Origin of the sequence: Methylobacterium sp. Leaf117 (assembly GCF_001422985.1) — a bacterium.
Taxonomy (GTDB): domain Bacteria; phylum Pseudomonadota; class Alphaproteobacteria; order Rhizobiales; family Beijerinckiaceae; genus Methylobacterium.
This window is the reverse complement of the sequence record NZ_LMNL01000012.1, coordinates 595,701-619,095: the sequence shown is the minus strand read 5'-3', so window position 1 is coordinate 619,095 and position 23,395 is coordinate 595,701. Positions and strand designations below refer to the sequence as shown.

The window sequence follows — 23,395 nt, the reverse complement described above, 5'->3', positions numbered from 1 at the left end:
ATGCTAGGATGCGGGGGTGCATGATGAGACCGACAAGCACGATCAGGCCGGTGCCGGGCCACCGGAGACCCGCCCTTCGGGGCCTCGCCGCTTCGGCGGCGTTCCTGATGGCCGCCGCCTCGGCCGAGGCGCAGACGGCCTCTCCGGTGGGCCAGCTCAACGACCAGACGCAGCCGCGCACCGATCCGGCCGTCGCCGCCAAGCCGGCGGACCCGGTCCGCGTCGGACCGCTGGCCCTCTGGGCTACCGAGATGGCGGCCCGCGGCATCACCTTCGACGTCAACATCTACGATTTTTACCAAGCCAACCCGACCATGGGCCTACGACCCGGCGAGCAGTCGAATTCGGCCTATTTCGTGCTGTCGATGACGGCCGACATGCAGAAGATCGCCGGCATCTCGGGCGGGACGATCAACTTCACCCAGACCTTCTTCGGCCTGGTGCGCAACCTGAACATGGCCGCCGACATCGGCGACACCACGGTCGGGTATCAGCCGCCCTACAACCCCGATTTCGCCCGGCTCTCGCTGTTCACCTATCAGCAGAAGCTGCTCGACGACCGCCTCGTGGTCGAGGTCGGCCGGACCCATCCGGACCGGTACTACGGCCTGCCGCCGTGCAACTCGATCAATTCCTGCTTCCAGGACATGTTCTACTTCAACGCCGGCTTCACCTCGCCGCTCTACGGTGTCTGGGGCGCCAACGTGGCCTACAAGCTCTCGCCGACCACCTACATCCAGGCGGGCGCCTTCAGCGTGAACCCCAACACCAACGGGCTGTCGGGCTACGACTTCGGCTACGAGCGCCTCGCCGGCGCGGTGGTGATGACCGAGATCGGCCGCAAGACCGATTTCACGCAGGAGGCCTATCCGGGCCGCGTCTCCCTGACCGGCTTCTACAACACCGCCGACCACGAGGATAACTTCAAGACGGCGCTCGGGCGCTCCAAGGGGCTGTTCCCCGGCGATCCGGTCCTGCAGAAATCCGGCACCTCGGGCGTGGTGCTGACCGCCTCGCAGACGGTGTGGCGTGCCGATGGCGGGCGCGAAGCCGACAACCCGCACCCGGCCTCGGTCTCGGTCTATACCGGCACCGGCTACGCCTTCGATCCCACCATCCCGATCCGGTTCAACTCCTTCGCCGGCATCCTGCTGCAATCGCCCGACCAGTCCCGGCCCAACGACACCTACGGGCTGAAGGCGAACTGGCAGCGGATCAACGCCAACTACGCCGACTTCCTGGCGGACGCGAACTTCATCTCGGGCGGTTCGGGCGCACCGTTCTCGCGCGACAAGTTCATCTTCGAGGCCAACGCCCACATCGACATCGGCGCCGGCGTGATTCTCGAGCCCGTGGTCCAGTACGTCGTCAATCCGAACTCGTTCTTCAATCCCTATACCGCCCGGCGCCCGAAGGACGGCGTCTACGGCGGCTTCACCCTCGTGGTTCCCCTCGGAACCCTCCTGGGTCTCGCGCCGGGCTGACGCCCGGGCGGGCTGACCCGCGCGTGCCGCCCAACGCGGCGGCACGCGCCCCATCTCAAGAAACCGGAGGATCGCGCCATGATGCACGGAGACATCTCGTCCAGCGCCGACAGCGTCGGCGTCGCCGTCGTGAACTACAAGATGCCCCGTCTGCACACGCGGGACGAGGTTCTGGCGAACGCCGCCAAGATCGGCGACATGGTCGTGGGCATGAAGTCCGGCCTGCCCGGCATGGACCTGGTGATCTTCCCCGAATACTCGACCCACGGGATCATGTACGACGCGGCCGAGATGTACGAGACCGCCACCTCGATCCCGGGGCCGGAGACCGACATCTTCGCCGCCGCCTGCCGCAAGGCGAAGGTCTGGGGCGTGTTCTCGCTCACCGGCGAGCGCCACGAGGAGCACCCGAACAAGGCGCCCTACAACACCCTGATCCTGATGAACGACCAGGGCGAGATCGTGCAGAAGTACCGCAAGATCATGCCCTGGACTCCGATCGAGGGCTGGTATCCGGGCGACCGGACCTACGTCTCCGACGGCCCCAAGGGCCTGAAGATCAGCCTCATCATCTGCGACGACGGCAATTACCCGGAGATCTGGCGCGACTGCGCCATGCGGGGCGCCGAACTCATCATCCGCTGCCAGGGCTACATGTATCCGGCCAAGGAGCAGCAGGTCCTGATGTCGAAGGCGATGGCGTTCGCCAACAACACCTACGTGGCGGTGGCCAACGCCGCCGGGTTCGATGGCGTCTACAGCTATTTCGGCCACTCGGCGATCATCGGCTTCGACGGGCGGACGCTGGGCGAGTGCGGCGAGGAGGAGATGGGCATCCAGTACGCGGCCCTGTCGAAGTTCCTGATCCGCGATGCCCGCGCCCACGGGCAATCCGAGAACCACCTCTTCAAGCTGCTCCACCGTGGCTACACCGGCATGATCGCCTCGAAGGAGAACCGGCACGGCCTGTCGGAATGCCCCTACGACTTCTACCGCCGCTGGATCGAGGACCCCGACGGCACCCGCGACGCCGTGCGGGCCATCACCCGCCCGAGCGTCGGCACCGAGGAATGTCCGATCGAGGGCATCCCCTTCGTCGGCAAGGGCGAGGGTCCGCCCGATCCGGCCTGATCCGGCGCAAGCGCCCGCGTGATACCCTCAAAAAGGCCGGCTCCGCTTCGCGCGGAGCCGGCCTTTTTGCTATGGGCCTCGACAGTGCAGGCATGAAAGCGCGCACAAACCCGTTGACACACGGAAAATATGTCGTAGTGTCGTCAACACACAAGCGGAATTGGACATGCCCACCACCACCCGATTCGCCGTCGCCGTCCATATCCTCGCCGCCCTGGCGGTGAGCGGCGGCAAGCCGCTCCGGTCCGAGGATCTCGCCTATTCCGTCAACACGGGCGCGGTGGTGATCCGGGGACTCCTGTCCCGTCTCGGAGAGGCGGGGCTGACCCGTTCGCAGATGGGGGCGGGCGGTGGAGCGCTGCTGGCCAGACCGGCCGAACGCATCCGTCTCCTCGACATCTATGGGGCGGTGGAGGATACGGCGCTGTTCACCCTGCATCGAACGCCGCCCTGCGAGACCTGCGCGGTCGGTGGGCAGATTCAGGCCGCCTTGAGCCCGATCCTCGGGCGGGCTCGAGAGGCCCTGGAGGCGGAGTTGGCAAAGGTCACCGTCGCAGACGTCGCCGCCGAGGTGGCGCGACTCGGCAAGTTCACGATCCCCCTCACCTGGTAATCCTTCTTCGCCCTGAAGTGTCATCGCGTCGTCGACATAGCAACAGTCGAGATGGATGCGGTCGGTACCGAATGCGAACCGTTCGCCGCGGGGGCGCGGACGGCTCGAAGACGCAAGCCCCCGGAATCAGGCTCCGGGCATCAAGCCCCGGCATCAACCCTTCACAACAGGAGTGACACCATGAGCATCGGCATTCTCGGTTCCGGCGGCCTCGGCTCCAACCTCGCGCGGGCCCTGGCCCGCAACGGCATCGCCGCCACCGTGGCGAACAGCCGGGGTCCGGCCTCGCTGGCGGGCCTCGTCGCGGAACTCGGCCCCTCCATCACGGCGGGCACCGTCGCCGAGGCGGCCAGCGCCGACATCGTCTTCGTCGCCGTGCGCTGGACCGACACCGAGGCCGTGCTGAGCCGCCTACCGGCCTGGAACAACCGCATCGTGGTCGACGGCACCAATCCGGTCGAGTTCCTCGACCCCAATTCGCCCGACGCCAACGATCCGGCCAACCCGCTGGCGGCCTACGGCATCAAGGCGGTCGATCTCGGCGGCCGCGCGTCGAGCAGCCTGATCCGCGCCCTCGTCCCCGGGGCGCGCGTGGTGAAGGCCTTCAACCACCTCGACGTCAACGCCCTGCCCCAGCCCCAACTCTCCGGCGGGCAGCGGGTGCTGTTCTATTCCGGCGACGACGCAGCCGCGAAGGCCGAGATCCGCGCGCTGATCGAGGCCATGCAGTTCTTCCCCGTCGATCTCGGCGCCCTCGACACCGGCGGCCCGCTGGCGGAACTGCCCTTCGGCCCCCTGGCGGCCATCAACTTCGTCAAGGTGTGAGGGCCACCGTCCCTCTCGGATCGCCCGTAGGCCGCCGCCCTTCGGGGCGACGGCGTCGCCGGGGCGCGGCCCACAGGCCGTCCTCCGGCCCGTCCTCAACGTGATCCGGCCTCGCGGCGACACCGGCCTTGCGAAGACACCGGCCTCGCGGCGACACCGGCTTCGCGAAAACGCCGGCCTCGCGGAGACGTCGGGTCGGGCGCGGGTCGTCCTGTGGGCGTGCCGGGGATCGGTGCGGACGTCGACCGGGATCGTCCGTCCGGTGTCGTGCCAGGATCGGCCGGGCACCAAGCCTTAACGCGGTCCCGCCTATGGTTCGGTCTGGACCGCGAGACCCGATGCAGCGATGCCGTCACAGCAGGAGATCCGAGCTCTGACCGGGATTCGGGGCGCGGCCGCCATCCTGGTGGTCGTGTATCATTACCTGGCCCTGGGGGCGGGATCGGGCCTCGGCGGAGCCTTCATCAAGCACGGATACCTCGCCGTCGACCTGTTCTTCGTGCTCAGCGGTTTCGTGATGGCCTTGAGCCACGGCCGGGACTTTCCATCGGGATACGCGCTCGCGCCGTTCCGCCGCTTTCTGACGAAGCGCTTCGCCCGCATCTATCCGCTCTACATCGTCACCAGCTTCGCCTGCCTGGCGCTCTGGCTCGTCGATGGTTCCGTGCACGACCGGATCCCGGCGCCGTCCCTGCTGACGATCGCGTCGAACGTCGTGCTGGTCCAGTCCTGGGCCATCGGCCCGAGTCTCAACGGGCCGGGCTGGTCGATCAGCACCGAGTTCTTCGCCTACCTGGTGTTTCCCATTCTGGCCTTCGGCCTGCTGCACGGCCCCCGGCGCGCGATCCCGCCCTTCCTGGCGCTGGCGGCCGCCCTGCTGTGGACCCTCGGCCGGCTGCCGGATCAGGCCGTCCACCAGGATGTCCGCTTCGGTCCCCTGGATCTGTATATCGGCGAGACCGCCTATCCCCTGCTGCGATGCCTGGTCGGTTTCAGCCTCGGGGTCGTCGCCTGGCGGCTGACGAGCCTCCCGGTGTGCCGGCGCGTCATGGCGTGGCGGGGCACGGGTGATACCCTGGTGCTGTGCGTGCTGCTGCTGATGGCGGTTCCGAGCAGCGACCTGATCCTGATCCTGCTGTTCCCGGCCCTGATCATGGCGCTGGCGACGGGGACGAGCCTGTCCGCCCAGATCCTGGCGCTGGCGCCGATCCACCGGCTCGGGGTTCTATCCTACTCAATCTACCTGGTGCATTTCCCGATCCTCACCCACCTGGAGCCCCGGCTCGCGGCGCTGTTCGAGGGCGCGCAGGTGGCGCATCCGCACCTGATGTCGGCCGCGATCCTGATCCCCGTGACCGTGCTCCTGTCGCTGGCCTCCTTTCGCCTCGTGGAGAAGCCCGGCCGACGTCTGTTCCGCGCGGCTCCGGCCGATGGCTCGGACGCGGCGCCGGTGGTGGCCTCCGGCGCGCGGCCTTAGGGCTCCGGCCGCCCGGCGGGGTCAGGCGAAGCCCGCGAGGTGGCGCAGGGCCGCCGCATGCAGCTCCCCATTGGCCGCGGCGACCACGCGGCCATCGAAATCCGGGGTGAGCGGACGCCCGGCCCAATCGGTCATCACGCCGCCGGCGCCCTCCACCACGGGGGCGAGCGCCATCACATCGTAGACCTTCAGGCCGGCTTCCACCACGAGGTCGCAATGGCCGGAGGCGAGAAGCCCGTAGGCGTAGCAGTCGCCGCCGAAGCGTCGCATCCCCACGGCGGCGCTCAAGGATGCGAAAGCGTCCGCATCGGTGCCCTGGAACAGGTCCGGCGAGGTGGCGAACAGACGGGCCTCCCGCAGTGACCGCCGGCTGGTGCGGATCGGCTTGCCGCCGAACCAAGCGCCTGTGCCGTTGCCGTGCCAGCGCTCGGCCAGCGCCGGCATGTCGATCAGGCCCAGGAGCGGCCGCCCGTCCCGCACCAGGGCGATCAAAGTGCCGAACAGCGGCATCCCGGTGATGAAGCTCTGGGTTCCGTCGATCGGATCGACCACCCAGGTCAGGTCGCGCGAGAAGTCGCCGCCCTCCTCCTCGCCCAGGATGCCGTGATCCGGATAAGCCAGCCGGATCTCGGCGCGCAGGCGGGCCTCGATGCCCCGATCCGCCTCGGTAACCGGGCTGGTGTCGGCCTTGGTCGAGACCGCGAGCGGCGTGCGGAAATGCCGGCGCGCCAGGGGCCGCACGGTGTTGGCGAGGTGATGGGCGAAGGCCATCAACCCGTCGGCGCTGGCGTCGAAGGTCACCGGCGCGGTGGAGGTCGGAATCATGGCGGGGGCCTTGCTGGAAGGGGGCCTTGCTGGAAGGGGGAATTGCGGGAAAGGGGGCATCCGGAACCGGACGGAGGCGCCCTGGACGGAGCCGCTCACAGCAGCCTCAGCCAGCGCGGCCAGTCGGGATGGTGGAACAGGGTCCGGGCCCGCGACAGCTTCCAGGTCCCGTACTTGTAATAGTCGAAGTCGAGGGTCGAGACGCTGTCCTGGATCATCGCCCAGGTCGCCCATTTGAGATCGCCGAGCGCCTTCAACACCTGGGTGCGGGCGGCGACCCCGACATCCCAACGGCCCCAATAGGCCTCGATCATTTCGCGCTCGACATCGGCCGGGAAGGCCATCTCGTCGAACCACAGGGCAAGCTCGTAGGCGCGCTCGTTGTTGGAGGCGTACTCGAAATCCACGAGGCGGACCTGATCCGCGGCGTCGAGCATGAAGTTGCCCGCGAGCGTGTCGTTCATGCAGGGCACGAGGTCGAGGCCGGAGGCGAGAAGCGCGGCCTTGGCCTCGCCGTAGCGGCGCATCAGGAAGGCCGCATCCTGGGGCACCCGGCCGCCGACCGTATCCACCTGGCGGACATGTTCCTCGATCATGTCGAAGATCGTCTTGGTCAGGGTCAGGGCCGGAGAATCGTTGAAGGCACGCAGCGCCCGCACCGCGTTGTGGCGCACGCCGGAGCGCAGGAAATCGAGGTTCGAGGAGGCGCGGAAGCTTTCCAGGAAGGCGAAGATCTCGACGCCGTCCTCGGGCAGGTAGTCGAGCACCGCCACGCCGAAGCCGCAGGCTTCCGCCCGCCGGCTCGCCTCGTGAGCGGCGGCCCGGGTGATGAACATCTCTGTCCCGCGCCCCGGCACCTTGAGGAAGACGTCCGCGCCTGTTCCGTCTCCCGCTCCGCTCCCCGCTTGGACACGCCAGTTGGTGTTGCTGATTCCGCCGGAGACCGGCCGGTAGCGCAGGGGCGCGTCCGCCCAGCCGGGAATTCGGGCGAGGATCGCCTCCAGAGCCTGCTCGGGCGGACTCGCGCCCTCGCCCCTGCGTGTCCAGCTCATCGCCCCCTCCTCACGCCGGGCTCCGGCCCGTCACCCGCCCGATCCGTCACAGCCGGCGCAGCCAGAGTTCGAAATCGCGCGCCGCCATGGTGGTGCGCGCGTGCAGCAGGCGCCACTGGCCGTACTTGAAGAATTCGATGCCGGGCCGGCGCGACGTGATCGCCCGGGTGATGCCCCACAGGCCCCACATCAGGTCGTCGACCGCGCCGTAGAGGCGGCAGCGGTGAAACAACGCCTCGGTGCAGCGGCCGGCATAGATTTCGATCGCCTGCCGGCGCTCGGCCTCGAACACGTAGGCCTCGTTGAGCAGCGATCCGATCTCGAACCAGGGATCGTAATCGCCGGCGAGGTCGAAATCGACGAGGCGGACGCCGTCCGGCGCCAGGCCGCCCCCGGGCCGGTGAAGCAGCATGAGATTCGAGGCCGTGCCGTCGTTGCGGCAGAACGCCCGGTCGAAGCCGACCGCGCGGATCGCCGCCCGGATCAGGTCGGCGCTCGCCAGCAGGCCGTCGAGATCGTCCGGCAGCGGCGCGGCGCAGGCCCTGGCCTCCGCCGCCAGGGCCGCGATCCGGTCGAACGGGCAGAAGGCCTGGCCGAGGGGCTCGGCCCCGTGCAGCCGGCGCAGGGCGCCGAGCACCTGCGCCATGGTATCCCCGTCCTGCAGATCGCCGACCCGGGCGTAGGCCCAGGGCTCGGCCAGGTCGGCGAGGATGATCGTCCCCTCGGCCTGCGCCAGCACCGCCGGCCCGAGCCCGAGGGCGCCGGCCTTCCGGGTCGCCTCGGGCATGGCCGGCAGCACGTCGGTGGCCATGTCGGCGTGGCGCACCTTCAGGAAGACCGGTCCGGTTCCCTCCAGCCACACCCGCGCACAGTCCGAGGCGACCGCCCGGTGGGTCGGGGATGCGACAGGGGGGGCCGCACAGGCGATGCGGGTCATCCTGGCCTGCCAGTCCGGCATCCGCCCCAGGGCTGCCGCGATCCGATCTTCGAAAGCCGGTTCGGGAGACGTCATCCTGCATGCTCCGGTCGGGCGGCCCGGACGGGATCGCCACCGCTTCGGCACAGGCGGTCGACCGCCTCCCGCATCAGCGCAAGGCCGGCGGCGAGATCCGCCGGGTCGGTGGCCTCGGCCTCGTTGTGGGCGATGCCGCCGATGCTCGGGACGAAGACCAGCCCGGTCGGGCAGATCCCGAGGAAGCTCAGGGCATCGTGCCCCGCCACGGTGTCCATCCGCAGGGCCCCGAGCCCCCGGGCTTCGGCGCAGACCGCGACCAGGTCGCAGACCGCCTCCGGCATGGCCCGGATCGGACGCTCGTTCCGGGCGAGGATCGTCAGGCCGGTTCCGGCTCGCACCGCCGCGGCGTCGAGGAGCCGGTCGGCCCTCCGCCCGGCCTCGGCCAGGACCGCGTCGTCGGCGGATCGCAACTCGACCGAGAGTTCGACGCGTGCCGGCACCACGTTGGCGGAATTGGGTGTGACCGCGACGCGACCCACTGCGGTATACAGCAGCCCCGGCCACGCATCTGCCAGCGCCCGGATCTCCGCGATGGCATAGGCGGCGGCGAGCAGCGCATCGCGCCGAACCTCCATCCTGCCCGGACCTGTATGGGCCTGGACCCCGAGGAACGCGGCCTCGATCTTGGTCGCTCCCCAGTTCCGGGTGACGATGCCGATGGTCCGTCCCGTCTCCTCAAGGACGGTCCCCTGCTCCACATGCACCTCGAGGTAGCAGGCCGGACGCGGAGGGGGCGAATCGCCGCCGCGATAGCCGATCGCATCCAACGCCTCGCTCAAGGTGGTGCCGGATTCGTCCCGGCAGGACAAAGCCTCGGCGACGGCGTGCCGCCCGAGATAGGTGCCGCTGCCGAGGAGGCTCGGCCGGAAGCGCGCGCCCTCCTCGTTGGTCCAGTTCACGGCGCAGAAATCGGCGGTGAAGCGCCGGCCCGCGCGCCGCGCCCGCATCAGCCCCGCACCGACGCACAGGGCGGCGGCGACGCCGTAGGTGCCGTCCAGGCGGCCGGCGCGGCTCTGGCTGTCGAGGTGGGAGCCCATCATGACCAGCGGCGCATCCGCCTGATCCGCCAGCGAGAACAGCCCGAACTGGTTGCCCACCGCATCGACGCGCAGGTTGCCGCTGGCGGCGCGAACCTCGTCTCCGAAAATGTCGCGTGCCGCACCGTCCGCGGGGCTGGCGCAGAGCCGGGTCACCCCACCGCCGGGCGTGGCGCCGCAGGCTGAGAACCGGGCGAGCAGCTCTTCGAGACGTTGCGGCCCGTCGACCTCAGGTGTGAAGGACCTCGATGTCATGCCGGGCGAACGCATCCTGGAATGCCTCCGGCGGCGGCTTGTCCGTGACGACGCTCAGCGTCTCGCGCAGCCCGAAGGTGCAGAGATTGGCCTGGCGCCCGAACTTGCGCGAATCGGCGAGCAGGACGGCGCGGCGCGATTGGGCCCTCAGGGTACGCCGCAGGACTGACTCGTGCTCCTCGTAATCCATCCAGCCGTGATCGAGGTCGCAGGCGGCGATCCCCATGAAGGCGATGTCGAAGAAGTAGCGTTGGGCGTAGGCCACCGTCTCGTAGCCCACCAGCGCGTTGTCGTTGCTCCGCAGGGTACCGGGCGTCAGGTTGACCCGCGCCGGGCCTCCGCCGAGATGCAGTGCGACATCGACGGAGTTGGTGGTCACCGTCAGATTGCGCCCCGTCAGCCGGCGCGCCAGCGCCAGCGTGGTGGTGCCGGTGTCGATGAAGATCGACATACCGTCGAGCACCAGGGCCTCGGCCACCACGGCTACGCGTCCCTTCTCGCGGGTGTTGAGCTTGCCACGCTCCTGCAGCGGGCGTTCCTGGTCCAGCCGAGGCGGAACGGCCCCCCCGTGGATGCGCCGGAGCAGGCCACGCTCCTCCAGCATCTTTAGGTCGCGCCGGATGGTCTCCTCCGAGACCTTCAGGAACAGGGCCACATCCGCGACACCGACCCGGCCCATCCCATGGACGCGGGACAGGATTTCCTGGTGGCGATGATCCGTCAGCATGCTCGATGGCCGTCCTACCGTCGTCCCGATGATAGCGGTGATCCATGCCTGCGGTCGCGCGGGAATGTAGGGGCGGGACGCGGTATCCCGTGCTCGTTTGCGTTGTAGTGCAACCGAGCGGCCCGGAAACGCTCGGGTCAGCCTTCCGCATAGGTGTGCCGGATCGGTCAGAACCCACACCCACCGGGTATCTTCCTGGAGCCCAGCGGTCCGGCCGGACGATCGAGGATCGCGCAGAAATCATGGGACTATCTACGCCGGTCCTGATCGACAGCGTCAATCTGGATTTTTTGGTTTTTGTGGGATTTGTGGTTTAAGTGCTTAAAATCGCGGCGCTCTGCTCGCGATCTAGGCAGGCGTGCCCACGGGATATTCCAGGTCTCTGCGCCTACGCAGAAACGCGTATGGCCTTGCCGGCCCCGGCCCCGCACGAACGTGCGATTCCACTTTAACGCCGGCGAGGATGCATGGCTGCGATCACCGATCTCTATCGCTACCCCGTCAAGGGCCTCTCGCCCGAACCCCTCACGGCAATGTCCTTGAGCGCCGCGCACGGTCTGCCGTTCGACCGCGTCTATGCCTTGGCGCTGGGCACGACGGCGTTCGATCCGGAGCGGCCGGAACCCCTCGACAAGGGGGCTTTCCTGATGCTGCGCAACAACGAGGCACTGGCGGCCCTGCGGACGCGCGTCGATCCCGACACGCATCGCCTGACGATCGAGCGCGCAGCGCATCCGTCTTTCAGCGCAGACCTGTCCACGCCGGAGGGCCGCGCGGACACGGAGGCCTATTTCGCGGCGTATCTCGGGGCGGCGACCAAGGGGCCTCCGCGCGTGGTACGAGCGGATGGCCACAAGTTCACCGATGCGAGCGTGCTGTCGCCGGTGATGATGCGCGCCGTCTCGGTGATCAACCTCGCTTCGGTCCGAGTCCTGGAGGCTGCAACCGGCCGGACCCTGGACCCGCTGCGTTTTCGCGGCAACATCCACCTCGAAGGCTTGGAGCCCTGGGTTGAGCTGAACTGGGTCGACCGCCCGGTGCGGATCGGGGGCGTCCGCTTCCGCGGGCTCGCGCGCACACCCCGCTGCGCGGCCGTCAACGTGAATTCGGTCACCGCCGAGCGCGACGCCAACCTGCCGCGGGCGATCCGCCAGCATTTCGGGCATGTCGACCTCGGCGTATATCTGGAGGTGCTGAACGACGGAGACCTGCAGATCGGTGACGTCGTGACGGTCTGATACGAACCTCCGCCTACGGCGGAGGGCATGAGGCAGATCGCGCCGGGTGCCTCAGCCGATGAGGGCGGGGGCGCGCCGGTGATGCGTCGCCTGTTCGTAGTCGTAGGCGTAGCCGAGGAGGTCAGCCTCGCTCCACATCCGGCCGACGAAAATCAGGTTGAACGGCGCGCCAGAGGCGTAGAAGCCGGCCGGTACCGTCACGCCGGGCAGGCCCGCGATATTGATCTCGCACACCGTGGTCTCGTTGATCGCCTGCCCGCTGTGAAGGGGCGGGAGTTCGTCGCGCATCTGTGGGAAGACGAGGCCATCGAGGGCGTTCGCCTCGAGGACCGCGTCGAAGATCGCCAGGTAGGCTTCGCGCAGGGTGAGGAAGGCCGAGAGATCGGGCGGAGAGGTCGGGTGGGCGAGGATCGGCGCGAAGGCCGGAATGGCGTGCAGATGGCGCAGCACGCCGTTCGGGCCGAAGGCATCCTCGTCCTTCGTCGCATCGGCGAAGGCCTCGACGCTGCGGAGGGCGGCGCTGGGACCGAGGCGCTGGAGGTAGAGGTGCAGATCGTAGGGCACCGATTCCATGCCGCGCGCATCGAAGTGGTTCAGGCCCGGGGTCGGACGAGCGAGCGCGGCAAAGCCGGTCTCCACGAAGGGATCGGCCACCAGGGTGGCGCCGCGCGCGGCTATCTCTCCTTGCGCGTGCGCATAGAGGTCCGTCGCCTCGGCCGAGAGCGGCAGGTCGCGCCAGCCCGGTCCGTACAGGCCGAGGCGTCTGCCTCTCAGCGCTTCAGTATCAAGGCGCGATGCGTAGCCACCCTTCGGCCGCTTGCCGATGCCCGCCACGGTCTTGGGGTCGGCGGGGGTGTAGCCGGCCAGCACGTCGAGGGTGAGTGCGGCGTCGCGGACGCAGCGGGCGATTGGGCCGACCACGTCGCGGGTGCTGCCGGCGAGCGGCACGACGCCGGCATTGGGCACCAGGGCGAAGGTCGGCTTGATGCCGACCAGCCCTTGCGCCGAGGCGGGGTTCTGGATCGACCCGCCGGTCTCCTCGGCGAGGCCCAGCACCGCGAGGCTGGCGCCGACGGCCGTCGCCGTCCCGGCACTGCTGCCGCCGGGCAGGCTCCCGGGGGCGGCCGAGTTCAGGGTCGGGCCGGCCCAGCTGTCATTGGCGTGGCTGCCGGTGGCGCTCAGCACCGGCACGTTGGTCTTGCCGAGCATGACGCAGCCGGCGGCTCGCATCCGCGCCACCACGGGCGCGTCGGTTTCCGGGATGAGATCGACCCCGCCGGCCCGGGCGCTGAGACAGCGCCAGCCCGCTGTCGTCGGCAGCCCCGCCATGTCCATCGGGTCCTTAATCACCACGGGTACTCCCGCCAGGGGACCCAGCGCCTCGCCGGCGGCGCGACGCGCGTCGATGGCCCGGGCATCGGACAGGGCGTCCGGGTTCATGATGATGAGGGCATTGTAGCGTGGATTGTGGGTCGCGATGCGGTCGAGGAAGGCCAGCGTCAACGCCTCGGCGCTGACGCCGCTGGCGAAGGCTTCGGCCGCATCGGCCAGTGTCATCTCGATCACGTCGAAGGGAGCGGGTGTCTTGGCATCCATGCCGGATGTCTCCTGTGGCGGAAGAGGCAGCGGTCCAAGGCAGATGGGCAGGCCTCAGGCCATGCCCAGGAACTCGTCGATCATCGTCCGGTCGCGGGCGATGTCGGGCGGCACCTCGCGGGTGATGCGGCCCTTCTGGAGGATGAGCACGCGCTGCGAGAGCGAGGCGATGAAGTTCAGGTTCTGCTCCACCAGCAGTACCGTGAGTCCGCGCTGCCGACCGATCGCCTGCAGCGTCTCGATGATCTCTTCGATGATCGAGGGCTGAATGCCTTCCGTGGGCTCGTCCAGGAGGATGATGCGGGGCGATCCGCACAGGCAGCGGGCCAGCGCCAGCAATTGCTGCTCGCCCCCCGAGAGGGCGCCGCCCGGCCGGTCGAGATAGGCGTTCAGGCGGGGAAAGAGAGTCAGGATGTCGATGATCGTGGCGTCCTCCTTCTCCGGACCGAGAAGGCACCCCATCCGCAGATTCTCGTGGACGCTGAGCGCCGGAAAGATCTCGCGCCCCTGCGGCACGTAGCCGATTCCGGCTCGGGCTCTGGCCGTTGGCGAGAGGCGCGTGATGTCGCGCCCATCGAAGGTGATCGATCCGGCGGTGGCGGGCAGGTTGCCGGTGAGCGTCCGCAGCAGGGTCGACTTGCCCATGCCGTTATGGCCGAGGATGCCGACGAATTCGGCCTCGCCGACATGCAGCGAGACGCCGCCGAGGATCGGAATGCGGCCGTAGCCGGCATGCAGGTCGTGGACGTTCAGGAGCGGAGCGGTCATGCGGCCTGCTTGCCCAGGTAGACGTCGCGGACGCGGGTGTCGGCCAGCACGGCGTCGACATCCCCCTCCATCAGGATCCGGCCCTGGTTGAACACCGTCACGGTCTTGGCGATCATTCGGATGAAGGGCATGTCGTGCTCCACCACGATGACCGCGTGGGTCCGGTTGATCTCGCGGATCAGGGCGGCGGTGCGCTCGACCTCCTCCTTGGTCATCCCGGCGGCGGGTTCGTCGAGGAGGATCAGCTCGGGTTCCTGGGCCAGCACCGTGGCGATCTCGACCCATTGGCGCTGGCCGTGGGCGAGCTGGCCGACGAGGCGCGTGGCGATCTCGGTGAGCTTCAGGCGGGTCAGCGTCTCCTCGACGATCGCGCGGGTGCGCGCGAGGGACTTCTTGCGGCCGGCGGCGACGAACACGTTCTCGCGCACCGAGAGGCCGTTGAAGACGTTGGGCACCTGCGTCTTGATGCCGACCCCAAGGCGCGCGATCTCGTGCGGGTGCGCGGCTGTGATGTCGGTGTCGCGGAGGTGGATTCTGCCCGCGCTGGCGGTCAGCTGGCCGGTGAGCATCTTGAAGAAGGTGCTCTTTCCCGCGCCGTTCGGGCCGATCAGGCAGCGCAGCTCGACCTCGCCGAGAACGAAGTCGACCGCGTTGACGGCGGTCACGCCACCGAAGCGCATGGTGGCGCCCTTCGCTTCCAGCAGGGGGCGGATGGGGTTCGGCATGGGCGCCATGCTCATCGGTGGACCTCCCCGGCAAGCGCCGCACCCGGAGCCGGTCCGATCGGCTTGGTCCTCAGTCGTCGTCCGGTCAGAGAGGCGCCGGCGCGCTGGAGGAGGTTGCGGGCGACCGGGACCAGCCCCTGCGGGATGAGCAGCACGAAGATGACGAGAATGGCGCCCAGGCCAAGATTGGAATCGATGACGCTCTGGGAGCCGGCCTCGATGGTCAGCCACTGGATCAGGACCGCCCCGAGGATCGGCCCCAGGAGGGTGCCGAGCCCACCCACGAGCACGAAGATGATGACCTGGGCCGACATGGTCAGGCCGAACACCGTGGGGCTGATGAAGCCGCCCCAGTTGGCAAAGAGGCAGCCGGCGAGGCCCGCGATGCCGGCCGAGATCATGAAGGCGAGGAGCTTGTAGAGGCGCGGGTCGTAGCCGATGAGCTGCGCCCGGGTCTCGTTCTCGCGGATCGCCACGACGACCCGGCCGAACCGGCTCGCCAGGATGGCGCGCAGGACCACGTAGACGACGATCAGGCTGCCCATTGCGGCGTACCAGATGCCTTCCGGATCAAGCTGGTTTCCCGCGTCGCCCGGCAGGTTCAGGGCGGGAATGGCCGGGATGCCGTTGAAGCCCCCGAGTTCGGCCTCTCCGATCCGGTACTGGCTGCCCGAGGTGGTGTTCACGAGCTGGAACAGGATGACCGAGACCGTCAGGGTGATCACCCCGATATAGGCGTCCGAGATCCGGCCGTAGAACATGAAGTAGCCGAGCAGTCCCGCGAACAGCATCGGCACCACGATGGCGAGCAGGACCGGCAGGGTCGAGTCGCCCAGGTTCAGGACCGCGATGGCATAGGCGTAGCCTCCGAGCCCCAGGAAGGCGGCCTGTCCGAACGACATCACGCCGCCATAGCCCCAGATGAAGCCTTGGCTGAGGGCGAACATCGCCAGGGCCACGAAGCTCGTCATCTGCACGAGGCCGAAGGTGTCGAGGACGTGCGGTGCGCCGAAGAGGATGACGGCACCCGACGCGACCATGGCGAGGAAGCTCAGGGCCGCCGGACGAGCCAGGGCGCGGAGCGGCGACGGGGGACGGGTCATAGGCTGCGCCTCAGGTAGCGGCCGGTGATCCCCTGGGGCAGCACCCGGATGAGCAGGACTGCGGCGACCAGAAGGGCCACATCGCCGATGACGGGGGTGGTCTTGAACGAGACGAGTTCGTTGATGAACCCGAACAGGGTAGATGCGAGCCCCGTGCCGGTGATGATCGCCGGGCCGCCGCCCAGCACGGTGATGAAGGCGCGCGAGATGTAGGCCGCCCCCATGGCCGGGGAGATGCCGGAGATCGGTGCGAGCACGCCGCCGGCGAGACCGGCGAGGCCCGCCCCGAGGGCGAAGGTCGCCATGTAGATCCGGTCCGGCGAGACCCCCAGGGAAGCGGCCATCCGCGGGTTCTGCATGGTGGCGCGCAGGATCAGTCCGAACTTCGTGAGGCGCAGCAGCAGGTACAATCCGGCCAGCGCCGCGCAGGCCACCGCCACGATGACCAGGCTGTAGAGGCTCGCGCCGTAGCGTCCGATCTCGAAGCTGCCGACCGGCGTGGACACGCCCCGAACGACGTTGCCGTAGACCGACGTCACGAGGCCGATGAGCCCGAGGCTGATGCCCCAGGTCGCCAGCATCGTGTCCATCATGCGCCCGTAGAGAAAGCGGATGACGGTGCGCTCGAGGACGAGGCCGATGAGACCGACCACCAGGGGCGGCAGCACCAGCATGGCGACCCAGATGTTGAGGCCGGCATCGGTGGCGGCGACCGCTGTGTAAGCCCCGAGCATCATGAACTCGCCATGGGCGAGGTTGATGATCCGCATCATGCCGTAGATCACCCCGAGGCCGAGGGTGATCAGCGCCAGCGTGGCGATGCCCGCCAGGACGTTGAAGGATAAAAGGCCGACGAGATCGGGCGCCATGCTCGGCTCTCAACCCTTCAGGTCAGGGGTAAATTGCTTGTTGGTCTTCGGATTCTTCAGGAGGTCGCAGGCGCCGGCCGTGTCGGCGGGAAACTGCTCCGGGAAGCTCGCGAGAATCTCCCACTTCTTGTCCTTCGGCCGGGCCAGGTAGGTGTTGCGGATGGTGTGATGGGTCGCCCCGTCCATGGTCACCTTGCCGGTCGGCCCCTCGTAGGAGATGCCGGATTCAAGGGCGGCGAGGACCTTGTCGCGGTCGAGGGAGCCGGCCTTCTTCACGCCCTCGGCCCAGAGCATGATGCCGTCATAGGTGGCGGTGTCGAGTTCACTGAGATCCGTGACATCGGCGCCGAACTTCGCCTGCATGCCCTTCACGAATTCGACGCTCCGGGCGTCCGGCAGGTCGTTGTACCAGCCGTAGCAGGTGACGATGCCGTTGGTGGTCGAGGCGTCCATGGTGGTGAGTTCGTCGCCCAGCCCGAAGACCGAGCTGGCGACGGGAATCCGGCTCTTCATGCCGGCAGCGTCCCATTGACGGTAGAAACCCGAATGGTTGGCGCCGACCAAGGCCGAGAGCACGAGGTCCGGCTGGGCCTGCTGGATCCGGCTGATCGCGGAGGAGAAGTTCGTCACGTCGAGGGGGAAGAAGTCAGTGCCGGCGACCGACCCGCCACCCTCTTTCATGAACTTCGTCATCCAACTCGCGGTGATGTGCCCGTAATTGTAATCCGCCGCGATGATGTAAGCCTTCTTGCCCCAGGTCTTGAGCGCGTAGTCGACGAGGTGGTTGACCGTCTGGGCCGGCGTGGTTCCCGTGCAGAAGACGTTGCGGTCGCAGACGCCGCCCTCGTACTGGGTGTTGTAGAAGTACAGGGTCTTGGAACGACCGAAAATCGGCCGGATGGCCTCGCGCGACGCCGAGGTGATGCCGCCTTGGATGACGTCGACCTTCTCTTTCAACGCCAGCTGCTGGGCGTACTGGGTGTAGAGCTGCATGCTCGACTGCGTATCGTAGGCAAAGATCTTGATCGGCCGACCCAGTAGGCCGCCAGCCTTGTTGATCAGGTCCACCGCGTATTCGGTGGTCTCGATCATCCGCTTGCCTTCCAGGCCGAGGGCGCCGCTGCCGTCGAGGAGGCTCCCGAGCTTGATCGGCTCACCGGCGGCGAGGCCGTTGCGCGCGAAGAACGGCATGGCCACCGCGCTTGCGGCAGCGGCGGTCCCCAGCTTGAGCGCGCCACGTCGGCTGATCGTCGAATGGGTCATGCGTACGCGCTCCATGGCATTGCGGCCGGGAGGTCTCGTCCGCCGGGCGGCGTTGGGACCCCTCGAAATCCGACGTGGCAAGACCAATGCCAACAAATCCCACAGATCGGTCATTCGGACGAAGGAACGGATGGATTGCCGCCCGCATGGTCAGATCGGACAAACCGGCGCCATCAGTGCCGCCTCGAAAGCCACAAACCGCGCACGACCGATGCCCCCAGCCCCAGGGCTTCGCCCCGCTTTGCATCGAGCGCCGATCGCACCCGGCTCCGCCGTATCGGCAAGAGCCATACCGTTCCGGCTCCGATCGCCGTTGCCGGTTCGGGAGCGCGGCGTGCGCAAACCAGCACTCGCGTGGGTCGTTCGGTCGGCCTAGCCTATGGGTCCGTTCCCGCTCTCATCCGATCGTCCCATGCCCGAATGTCTCGTCTTCCGCGTGCCGACGCGGCATCCCGCCGATGTCTCGGGTGTGATGGACCTCATCGCGTCCGGAGCCCTCGCGGCGTCGGAGATCGTTGCGATCTTCGGCAAGACCGAGGGCAACGGCTGCGTCAACGATTTCACCCGCCAGCTCGCCGTGATGGCGCTGGAAACCGCTCTGGCCGGCGCCATCGGCTGCTCGCCGGACGATGTCGGCGCGCGTATCGCCCTGGTGATGTCGGGTGGGACGGAGGGCGGCCTGTCCCCTCACCTGCTGGTTCTCGGCCGTCGCGGCGATGCCCCGATCCCCGGTGCGACGGCGCTCGCCGTCGGTACCGCCTTCACCGCCGATTTTCGGCCCGAGGAGATCGGCCGCATGGCGCAAGTGCGGGCGACGGCCGATGCTGTCGCTCTGGCCATGGCCCGGGCCGGGATCGACGGTCCCGACGACGTCCATTTCGTCCAGGTTAAATGCCCGCTCCTCACCAGTGCGCGCATTCAGGCCGCCGCGGCGCGCGGCCATGACGTCGCCACCCACGACACCTATGCGTCGATGGGGCTGTCGCGCGGCGCCTCGGCGCTCGGCATCGCGCTCGCCCTCGGCGAGGTGGCGGCCGAACATCTGTCGGACGCGGTCATCGGCGTGCGGCCGGACCTGTTCTCAGGCCGTGCCAGCGCCTCGGCCGGCATCGAGCTGATGCGCAACGAGATCATCGTCCTCGGCAACGCCTTGGGTTGGGCCGGCCCTTACGCCATCGCCCACCGGGTCATGCGCGACGGCATCGATGTCTCTGCGATCCTCGGCGTGCTGGCGGATCTTGGGTTCGGCGCTGCGGGCCAACTGAGTTCCGAGGATTCCGAGCGCGTCGTCGCCCTGTTGGCGAAGGCCGAACCCTCACGAGACGGGCTGATCCGCGGGCGGCGCCACATCATGAACGATGACAGCGACATCAACGCCACGCGGCACGCCCGCGCCCTCGTGGGTGGGGTTGCCGCCGCTGCGATCGGGCGGACCGACCTCTTCGTCTCGGGCGGCGCCGAGCACCAGGGCCCGGATGGCGGCGGGCCGGTGGCGATCATCGCCCGCGTGAGGACCTGAGACATGCCCGCGTTCGACCTCGCCATCCGGGGCGGCACCCTGGTCACCGCCAGCGACACGTTTCGCGCGGATCTCGGGATCCGCGATGGGCGCATCGCGGCGGTGGCCGAGCGCATCACCGATGCGGCCCGCGCCCTCGACGCCTCCGGCCTCCTCGTCTTGCCCGGCGGCATCGACAGCCACGTCCACATCGCGCAGGCATCTGGCCCCGGTATCGTCATGGCGGACGATTTCGCCTCGGCGACCCGGGCGGCGGCGGCCGGCGGCAACACCTGCGTGATGCCGTTCGCGCTTCAGCCGCGCGGTGCATCGCTGCGGGAGGCGACGCACGCCTACCGGGCGCTGGCGGAAGGGCAGTGTCACATCGACGTGGCCATTCACCTCATCGTCTCGGACCCGACCCCCGCGGTGCTGGGGCAGGAGCTGCCAGCCCTGATCGCCGAGGGCTACACGTCTTTCAAGGTCTTCATGACCTATGACGACCTCGTCCTGAACGACCGCCAGATCCTCGACGTCTTCGACCTCGCCCGTCGCGAGGGCGCGCGCGTCATGGTCCACGCGGAGGGCTACGACGCCATCCGGTACATGACCGAGCGGCTCGAGAAGGCCGGTGAGACCCGCCCCTTCGGCCATGCCTTGTCCCGGCCGCAACTGGTCGAGCGCGAGGCGGCGCATCGAGCGATCGCCCATGCCGAACTTGTCGACCTGCCGATCGTCATCGTCCACGTCTCAGGCGAGCAGGCGATGGAGCAGATTGCCTGGGCTCGGGGGCGCGGCCTGAAGGTCCACGCCGAGACCTGCCCGCAGTACCTGACGCTGACGGCCGACCACATGAAGGGTCTCGGCTCCGACGACCCGATGGAGGGGGCAAAATACGTGTGCTCGCCGCCCCCGCGCGAGGCCTCCAACCAGGCGGCGATCTGGCGCGGCATCCAGTCCGGCCTGTTCGACGTGGTCTCGTCCGACCATTGCCCGTTCCGCTACGACGATCCGGCCGGCAAGTTGACCGCGAAGGGCCGGACCTCCTTCCGCTACGTTCCGAACGGCATCCCGGGTATCGAAACCCGCTTGCCCATCCTGTTTTCGGAGGGGGTCTCGGCCGGCCGCATCTCCCTCAACCGCTTCGTGGAACTGACCGCCACGAACCACGCCAAACTGTACGGTCTCTACCCGCGCAAAGGCTCGATCGGCGTCGGGTTCGATGCCGACCTGACGCTGTGGGACCCGAACCGCCGCGAGACGATCCGGCAGGCGAACCTCCACCATGGTTCGGACTACACGCCCTGGGAGGGCTTCGCGGTGACGGGCTGGCCAGTGATGACCATCGCGCGCGGCGAGATCGTCGCCGAGGATGGGCGGATCACCGGCGCTTTCGGGCAAGGCCGGGTGATCGACCGGGCTGTTCAATCCGCGCCGTTGTCCTGATCGAACGCCGCGACATCCGGGGCGAATCAGATAGCGTCTGGCCCGCGGCTTGCTGGACACGCATCGGGAGGCCAACATGGACGTCGAGCTGATCTGCCTGACCAAACGCTACGGCAACACCGTTGCGGTGGATGGCATAGACCTGAAGGTCCGTTCGGGCGCCTATTGCTGCCTGCTCGGCCCCTCCGGCTGCGGCAAGACCACAACCCTGCGGATGATCGGCGGCCACGAGACCGTGTCCGGCGGCGACGTGGTCATCGGTCCGCGCGCCGTGGGCGATGCCACGCCGGCCGAGCGGGGCACAGCGATGATGTTCCAGAGCTACGCCTTGTTCCCCCACCTCAATTGCCGCGACAACGTCGCCTTCAGCCTGAAGATGCGGGGCGTCGCCAAGGCCGAGCGCCGCGCCAAGGCGCTGGCGATGCTGGACCTCGTGCAGATGGCGCATCTGGCCGAACGTCTGCCGGCCCAGCTCTCCGGTGGCCAGCAGCAGCGCGTGGCCCTCGCCCGCGCGCTGGTCACCGGACCAAAGGTTCTGCTCCTCGACGAACCCCTGTCGGCCCTCGATCCGTTCCTGCGCGTGCGGATGCGGACCGAGCTCAAGCGGCTACAGGCCGAACTCGGGATCACCTTCATCCACGTCACCCACAGCCAGGAGGAGGCGATGGCCCTCTCCGACATCGTTGTTGTGATGAATGGCGGGCGCATCGAGCAGGCGGCGGCCCCGCGCGACGTGTTCGAGCGCCCCGCCACTGCCTTCGTCGCCCGCTTCATCGGCGGCCACAACATCATCCGCCTGCCCGATGCGACCGAGGTCGCCGTGCGCGCCGACCGGATGCGCCTCGGTCCGGATGCCGGTCCGGAGGCTGTGCCGGCCCGCGTCGTCTCGGTCGAGTATCAGGGCACCAGCGTGCATGTGGGCTTCGAGGCGGACGGGGTCGGGGGCACCGGCGCCACGCCGCTCACGGCCGTCATCGACGATGCGGCCTATGCTGGGCACCCCCTCGCCCTCGGCCAGACCGTGCCGCTCGGCTGGGATGCCGATGCCGCCCACCGGTTGGGTGCCTGACCCGATCTCCGTTCCGTAGAGGACCCTGCATGACGACCACGATCAAGCTGAGCCGCCGCACCCTCCTCCAGGGTGCGGGTGCCACCGGACTGGCACTCGGTGCCGGTCCGATCACGGGCTTTCCCAACGTGATCGCCGCCGAGCCGGTGACCCTGCGCTACCTCGGCACCGCCGTGAACCAGTCGGGCGACATCGCCCGGAAGGTGAAGGAGGATCTCGGGATCACCATCGAGTACATCCCCGTCGTCACCGACGAGGTGACGAAGCGCGTGGTGACGCAGCCGAACTCCTTCGACCTGCTGGATACCGAATTCTTCAGCCTGAAGAAGCTGATCCCGTCGGGCAACATCCAGGGCATGGATGCCCGCCGGATCAAGCAGGCTGACAACATCACGCCCGTCTTCACCAAGGGAGAAGTCGCAGGCAAAAAGATCGGCGACCAGGGTACGGCCCCCAAGAAGGTATTCTACCTCGAGGGACAAAATTCGAAGAATTTCGCCGGTTCGGCCACCGAGTGGATCACGCTGATCCCGACCACCTACAACGCCGACACGCTGGGCATTCGACCCGACCTGATCAAGCGCCCGATCTCGAGCTGGAAGGAACTTCTGAACCCCGAGTTCAAGGGCAAGGCCTCGATCCTCAACATCCCGTCCATCGGCATCATGGACGCCGCCATGGTGATCGAGGCGACCGGCGATTACACCTATCCCGACAAGGGCAACATGACGAAGGCCGAGATCGATCGCACCATCAAGGTGCTGATCGAGGCCAAGCGCGCCGGTCAGTTCCGCGCTTTCTGGCAGGACTTCAACGAATCCGTGAACCTGATGGCGTCGGGCGAGACGGTGATCCAGTCGATGTGGTCGCCCGCCGTCACCAAGGTGCGCTCCCAGGGCGTGGCCTGCACCTACCAGCCCCTCAAGGAAGGCTACCGCGCCTGGGCCACGGGTTTCGGCCTGCCCAAGACTCTGACCGGCCGCAAGCTCGACGCCGCCTACGACTTCATCAACTGGTTCCTGTCCGGCTGGGCCGGCGCCTACCTCAACCGCCAGGGCTATTACTCGGCGGTGCTGGAGACCGCCAAGGCGAACATGGAACCCTACGAGTGGGCCTACTGGATGGAGGGGAAGCCCGCCGAGAAGGACATCAAGGGGCCGGATGGCAGCGTGCTGGAGAAGGCCGGCGCCACCCGCGACGGCGGCTCCTTCGAGACCCGTATGGGCTCGGTCGCCTGCTGGAACGCCGTCATGGACGAGAACACCTACATGGTCCGCAAGTGGAACGAGTTCATCGCCGCGTGAGCGGGGCGTGTGACGTTGCTCTCTCCCGCCTGCTCCGCAGGCCCCCTCCCCCCGCAAGGGGTGAGGGATCGGTGT

21 protein-coding genes are annotated in these 23,395 nt (G+C 68.3%); 10 read left to right on the top strand and 11 right to left on the bottom strand.

Features of this window, described 5'->3' with window-relative positions; all coding sequences use genetic code 11:
• Positions 1-107: 107 nt before the first annotated feature.
• The 5 genes from ASF57_RS09745 (at position 108) to ASF57_RS09725 (ending at position 5,530) form a co-directional block, all read left to right on the top strand.
• On the top strand, positions 108-1,484 hold the full coding sequence (locus ASF57_RS09745; RefSeq protein WP_244476895.1) for a carbohydrate porin: 1,377 nt from the start codon (positions 108-110) through the stop codon (positions 1,482-1,484).
• 78 nt (positions 1,485-1,562) lie between these two features.
• On the top strand, positions 1,563-2,615 hold the full coding sequence (locus ASF57_RS09740; protein WP_056482419.1) for an aliphatic amidase: 1,053 nt from the start codon (positions 1,563-1,565) through the stop codon (positions 2,613-2,615).
• Positions 2,616-2,781: 166 nt separating this feature from the next.
• On the top strand, positions 2,782-3,228 hold the full coding sequence (locus ASF57_RS09735; protein ID WP_056482416.1) for an Rrf2 family transcriptional regulator: 447 nt from the start codon (positions 2,782-2,784) through the stop codon (positions 3,226-3,228).
• A gap of 180 nt (positions 3,229-3,408) precedes the next feature.
• Positions 3,409-4,053 carry an NAD(P)-binding domain-containing protein gene (locus ASF57_RS09730; RefSeq protein ID WP_056482412.1) on the top strand — a complete coding sequence of 215 codons (645 nt, stop codon included), beginning with the start codon at positions 3,409-3,411 and terminating at the stop codon, positions 4,051-4,053.
• A 346-nt stretch (positions 4,054-4,399) separates the two neighbouring features.
• On the top strand, positions 4,400-5,530 hold the full coding sequence (locus ASF57_RS09725; protein WP_056482409.1) for an acyltransferase: 1,131 nt from the start codon (positions 4,400-4,402) through the stop codon (positions 5,528-5,530).
• A gap of 21 nt (positions 5,531-5,551) precedes the next feature.
• Here ASF57_RS09725 and ASF57_RS09720 read toward each other — a convergent pair whose 3' ends face one another.
• The 5 genes from ASF57_RS09720 to ASF57_RS09700 all read right to left on the bottom strand — a co-directional run bounded on the left by ASF57_RS09720 (position 5,552) and on the right by ASF57_RS09700 (position 10,441).
• The gene (locus tag ASF57_RS09720) at positions 5,552-6,355 is read right to left on the bottom strand and encodes an inositol monophosphatase family protein (RefSeq protein WP_056183921.1); all 804 of its coding nucleotides are present in this window, start codon (positions 6,353-6,355) and stop codon (positions 5,552-5,554) included.
• Between the two features lie 95 nt (positions 6,356-6,450).
• Positions 6,451-7,407, bottom strand: coding sequence for a phosphotransferase (locus ASF57_RS09715; RefSeq protein ID WP_056482406.1), 957 nt, complete (start codon positions 7,405-7,407; stop codon positions 6,451-6,453).
• Positions 7,408-7,453: 46 nt separating this feature from the next.
• Positions 7,454-8,419 carry a phosphotransferase gene (locus tag ASF57_RS09710; RefSeq protein ID WP_056482403.1) on the bottom strand — a complete coding sequence of 322 codons (966 nt, stop codon included), beginning with the start codon at positions 8,417-8,419 and terminating at the stop codon, positions 7,454-7,456.
• A complete protein-coding gene (locus ASF57_RS09705; RefSeq protein WP_056482400.1) occupies positions 8,416-9,714 on the bottom strand; it encodes a Zn-dependent hydrolase in 1,299 nt (432 codons plus the stop codon). The genes ASF57_RS09710 and ASF57_RS09705 overlap by 4 nt, the downstream gene beginning before the upstream one ends.
• The gene (locus tag ASF57_RS09700; RefSeq protein WP_056183929.1) at positions 9,689-10,441 is read right to left on the bottom strand and encodes a DeoR/GlpR family DNA-binding transcription regulator; all 753 of its coding nucleotides are present in this window, start codon (positions 10,439-10,441) and stop codon (positions 9,689-9,691) included. The genes ASF57_RS09705 and ASF57_RS09700 overlap by 26 nt, the downstream gene beginning before the upstream one ends.
• Before the next feature lie 467 nt (positions 10,442-10,908).
• Here ASF57_RS09700 and ASF57_RS09695 point away from each other — a divergent pair, with 467 nt between their 5' ends.
• Positions 10,909-11,679 carry an MOSC domain-containing protein gene (locus ASF57_RS09695; RefSeq protein WP_056482397.1) on the top strand — a complete coding sequence of 257 codons (771 nt, stop codon included), beginning with the start codon at positions 10,909-10,911 and terminating at the stop codon, positions 11,677-11,679.
• Positions 11,680-11,730: 51 nt separating this feature from the next.
• Here the strand turns inward: ASF57_RS09695 and ASF57_RS09690 are convergent, their stop codons facing one another.
• The 6 genes from ASF57_RS09690 to ASF57_RS09665 are packed head-to-tail and all read right to left on the bottom strand — an operon-like array spanning position 11,731 to position 18,003.
• Positions 11,731-13,275 carry an amidase gene (locus ASF57_RS09690; RefSeq protein ID WP_056482394.1) on the bottom strand — a complete coding sequence of 515 codons (1,545 nt, stop codon included), beginning with the start codon at positions 13,273-13,275 and terminating at the stop codon, positions 11,731-11,733.
• A 54-nt stretch (positions 13,276-13,329) separates the two neighbouring features.
• Positions 13,330-14,043 carry an ABC transporter ATP-binding protein gene (locus ASF57_RS09685; protein ID WP_056183936.1) on the bottom strand — a complete coding sequence of 238 codons (714 nt, stop codon included), beginning with the start codon at positions 14,041-14,043 and terminating at the stop codon, positions 13,330-13,332.
• Positions 14,040-14,783 (bottom strand): ATP-binding cassette domain-containing protein, encoded by a 744-nt coding sequence (locus ASF57_RS09680; RefSeq protein ID WP_244476880.1) that lies wholly within the window; start codon positions 14,781-14,783, stop codon positions 14,040-14,042. Before ASF57_RS09680 ends, ASF57_RS09685 begins: the two co-directional genes overlap by 4 nt.
• Positions 14,780-15,871, bottom strand: a complete 1,092-nt coding sequence (locus ASF57_RS09675; protein WP_056482392.1) for an urea ABC transporter — start codon at positions 15,869-15,871, stop codon at positions 14,780-14,782. Before ASF57_RS09675 ends, ASF57_RS09680 begins: the two co-directional genes overlap by 4 nt.
• Complete coding sequence (locus ASF57_RS09670) at positions 15,868-16,740, bottom strand: branched-chain amino acid ABC transporter permease (protein ID WP_056183941.1); 873 nt, start codon at positions 16,738-16,740, stop codon at positions 15,868-15,870. The genes ASF57_RS09675 and ASF57_RS09670 overlap by 4 nt, the downstream gene beginning before the upstream one ends.
• Positions 16,741-16,749: 9 nt before the next feature.
• Positions 16,750-18,003, bottom strand: a complete 1,254-nt coding sequence (locus ASF57_RS09665) for an ABC transporter substrate-binding protein (protein WP_056482812.1) — start codon at positions 18,001-18,003, stop codon at positions 16,750-16,752.
• A 412-nt stretch (positions 18,004-18,415) separates the two neighbouring features.
• Here ASF57_RS09665 and ASF57_RS09660 point away from each other — a divergent pair, with 412 nt between their 5' ends.
• From ASF57_RS09660 to ASF57_RS09645, 4 genes are all read left to right on the top strand, one after another.
• Entirely contained in the window at positions 18,416-19,522 is a 1,107-nt protein-coding gene (locus ASF57_RS09660; RefSeq protein WP_056482389.1) for a ring-opening amidohydrolase, read from the top strand.
• Between the two features lie 3 nt (positions 19,523-19,525).
• Positions 19,526-20,947: a dihydropyrimidinase gene (gene hydA, locus ASF57_RS09655; protein ID WP_056482386.1), complete on the top strand. Its 1,422-nt coding sequence runs from the start codon at positions 19,526-19,528 to the stop codon at positions 20,945-20,947.
• A gap of 76 nt (positions 20,948-21,023) precedes the next feature.
• Entirely contained in the window at positions 21,024-22,016 is a 993-nt protein-coding gene (locus tag ASF57_RS09650) for an ABC transporter ATP-binding protein (protein ID WP_056482809.1), read from the top strand.
• 29 nt (positions 22,017-22,045) lie between these two features.
• On the top strand, positions 22,046-23,320 hold the full coding sequence (locus ASF57_RS09645) for an extracellular solute-binding protein (RefSeq protein WP_056183949.1): 1,275 nt from the start codon (positions 22,046-22,048) through the stop codon (positions 23,318-23,320).
• The last annotated feature ends 75 nt before the right edge of the window (positions 23,321-23,395 follow it).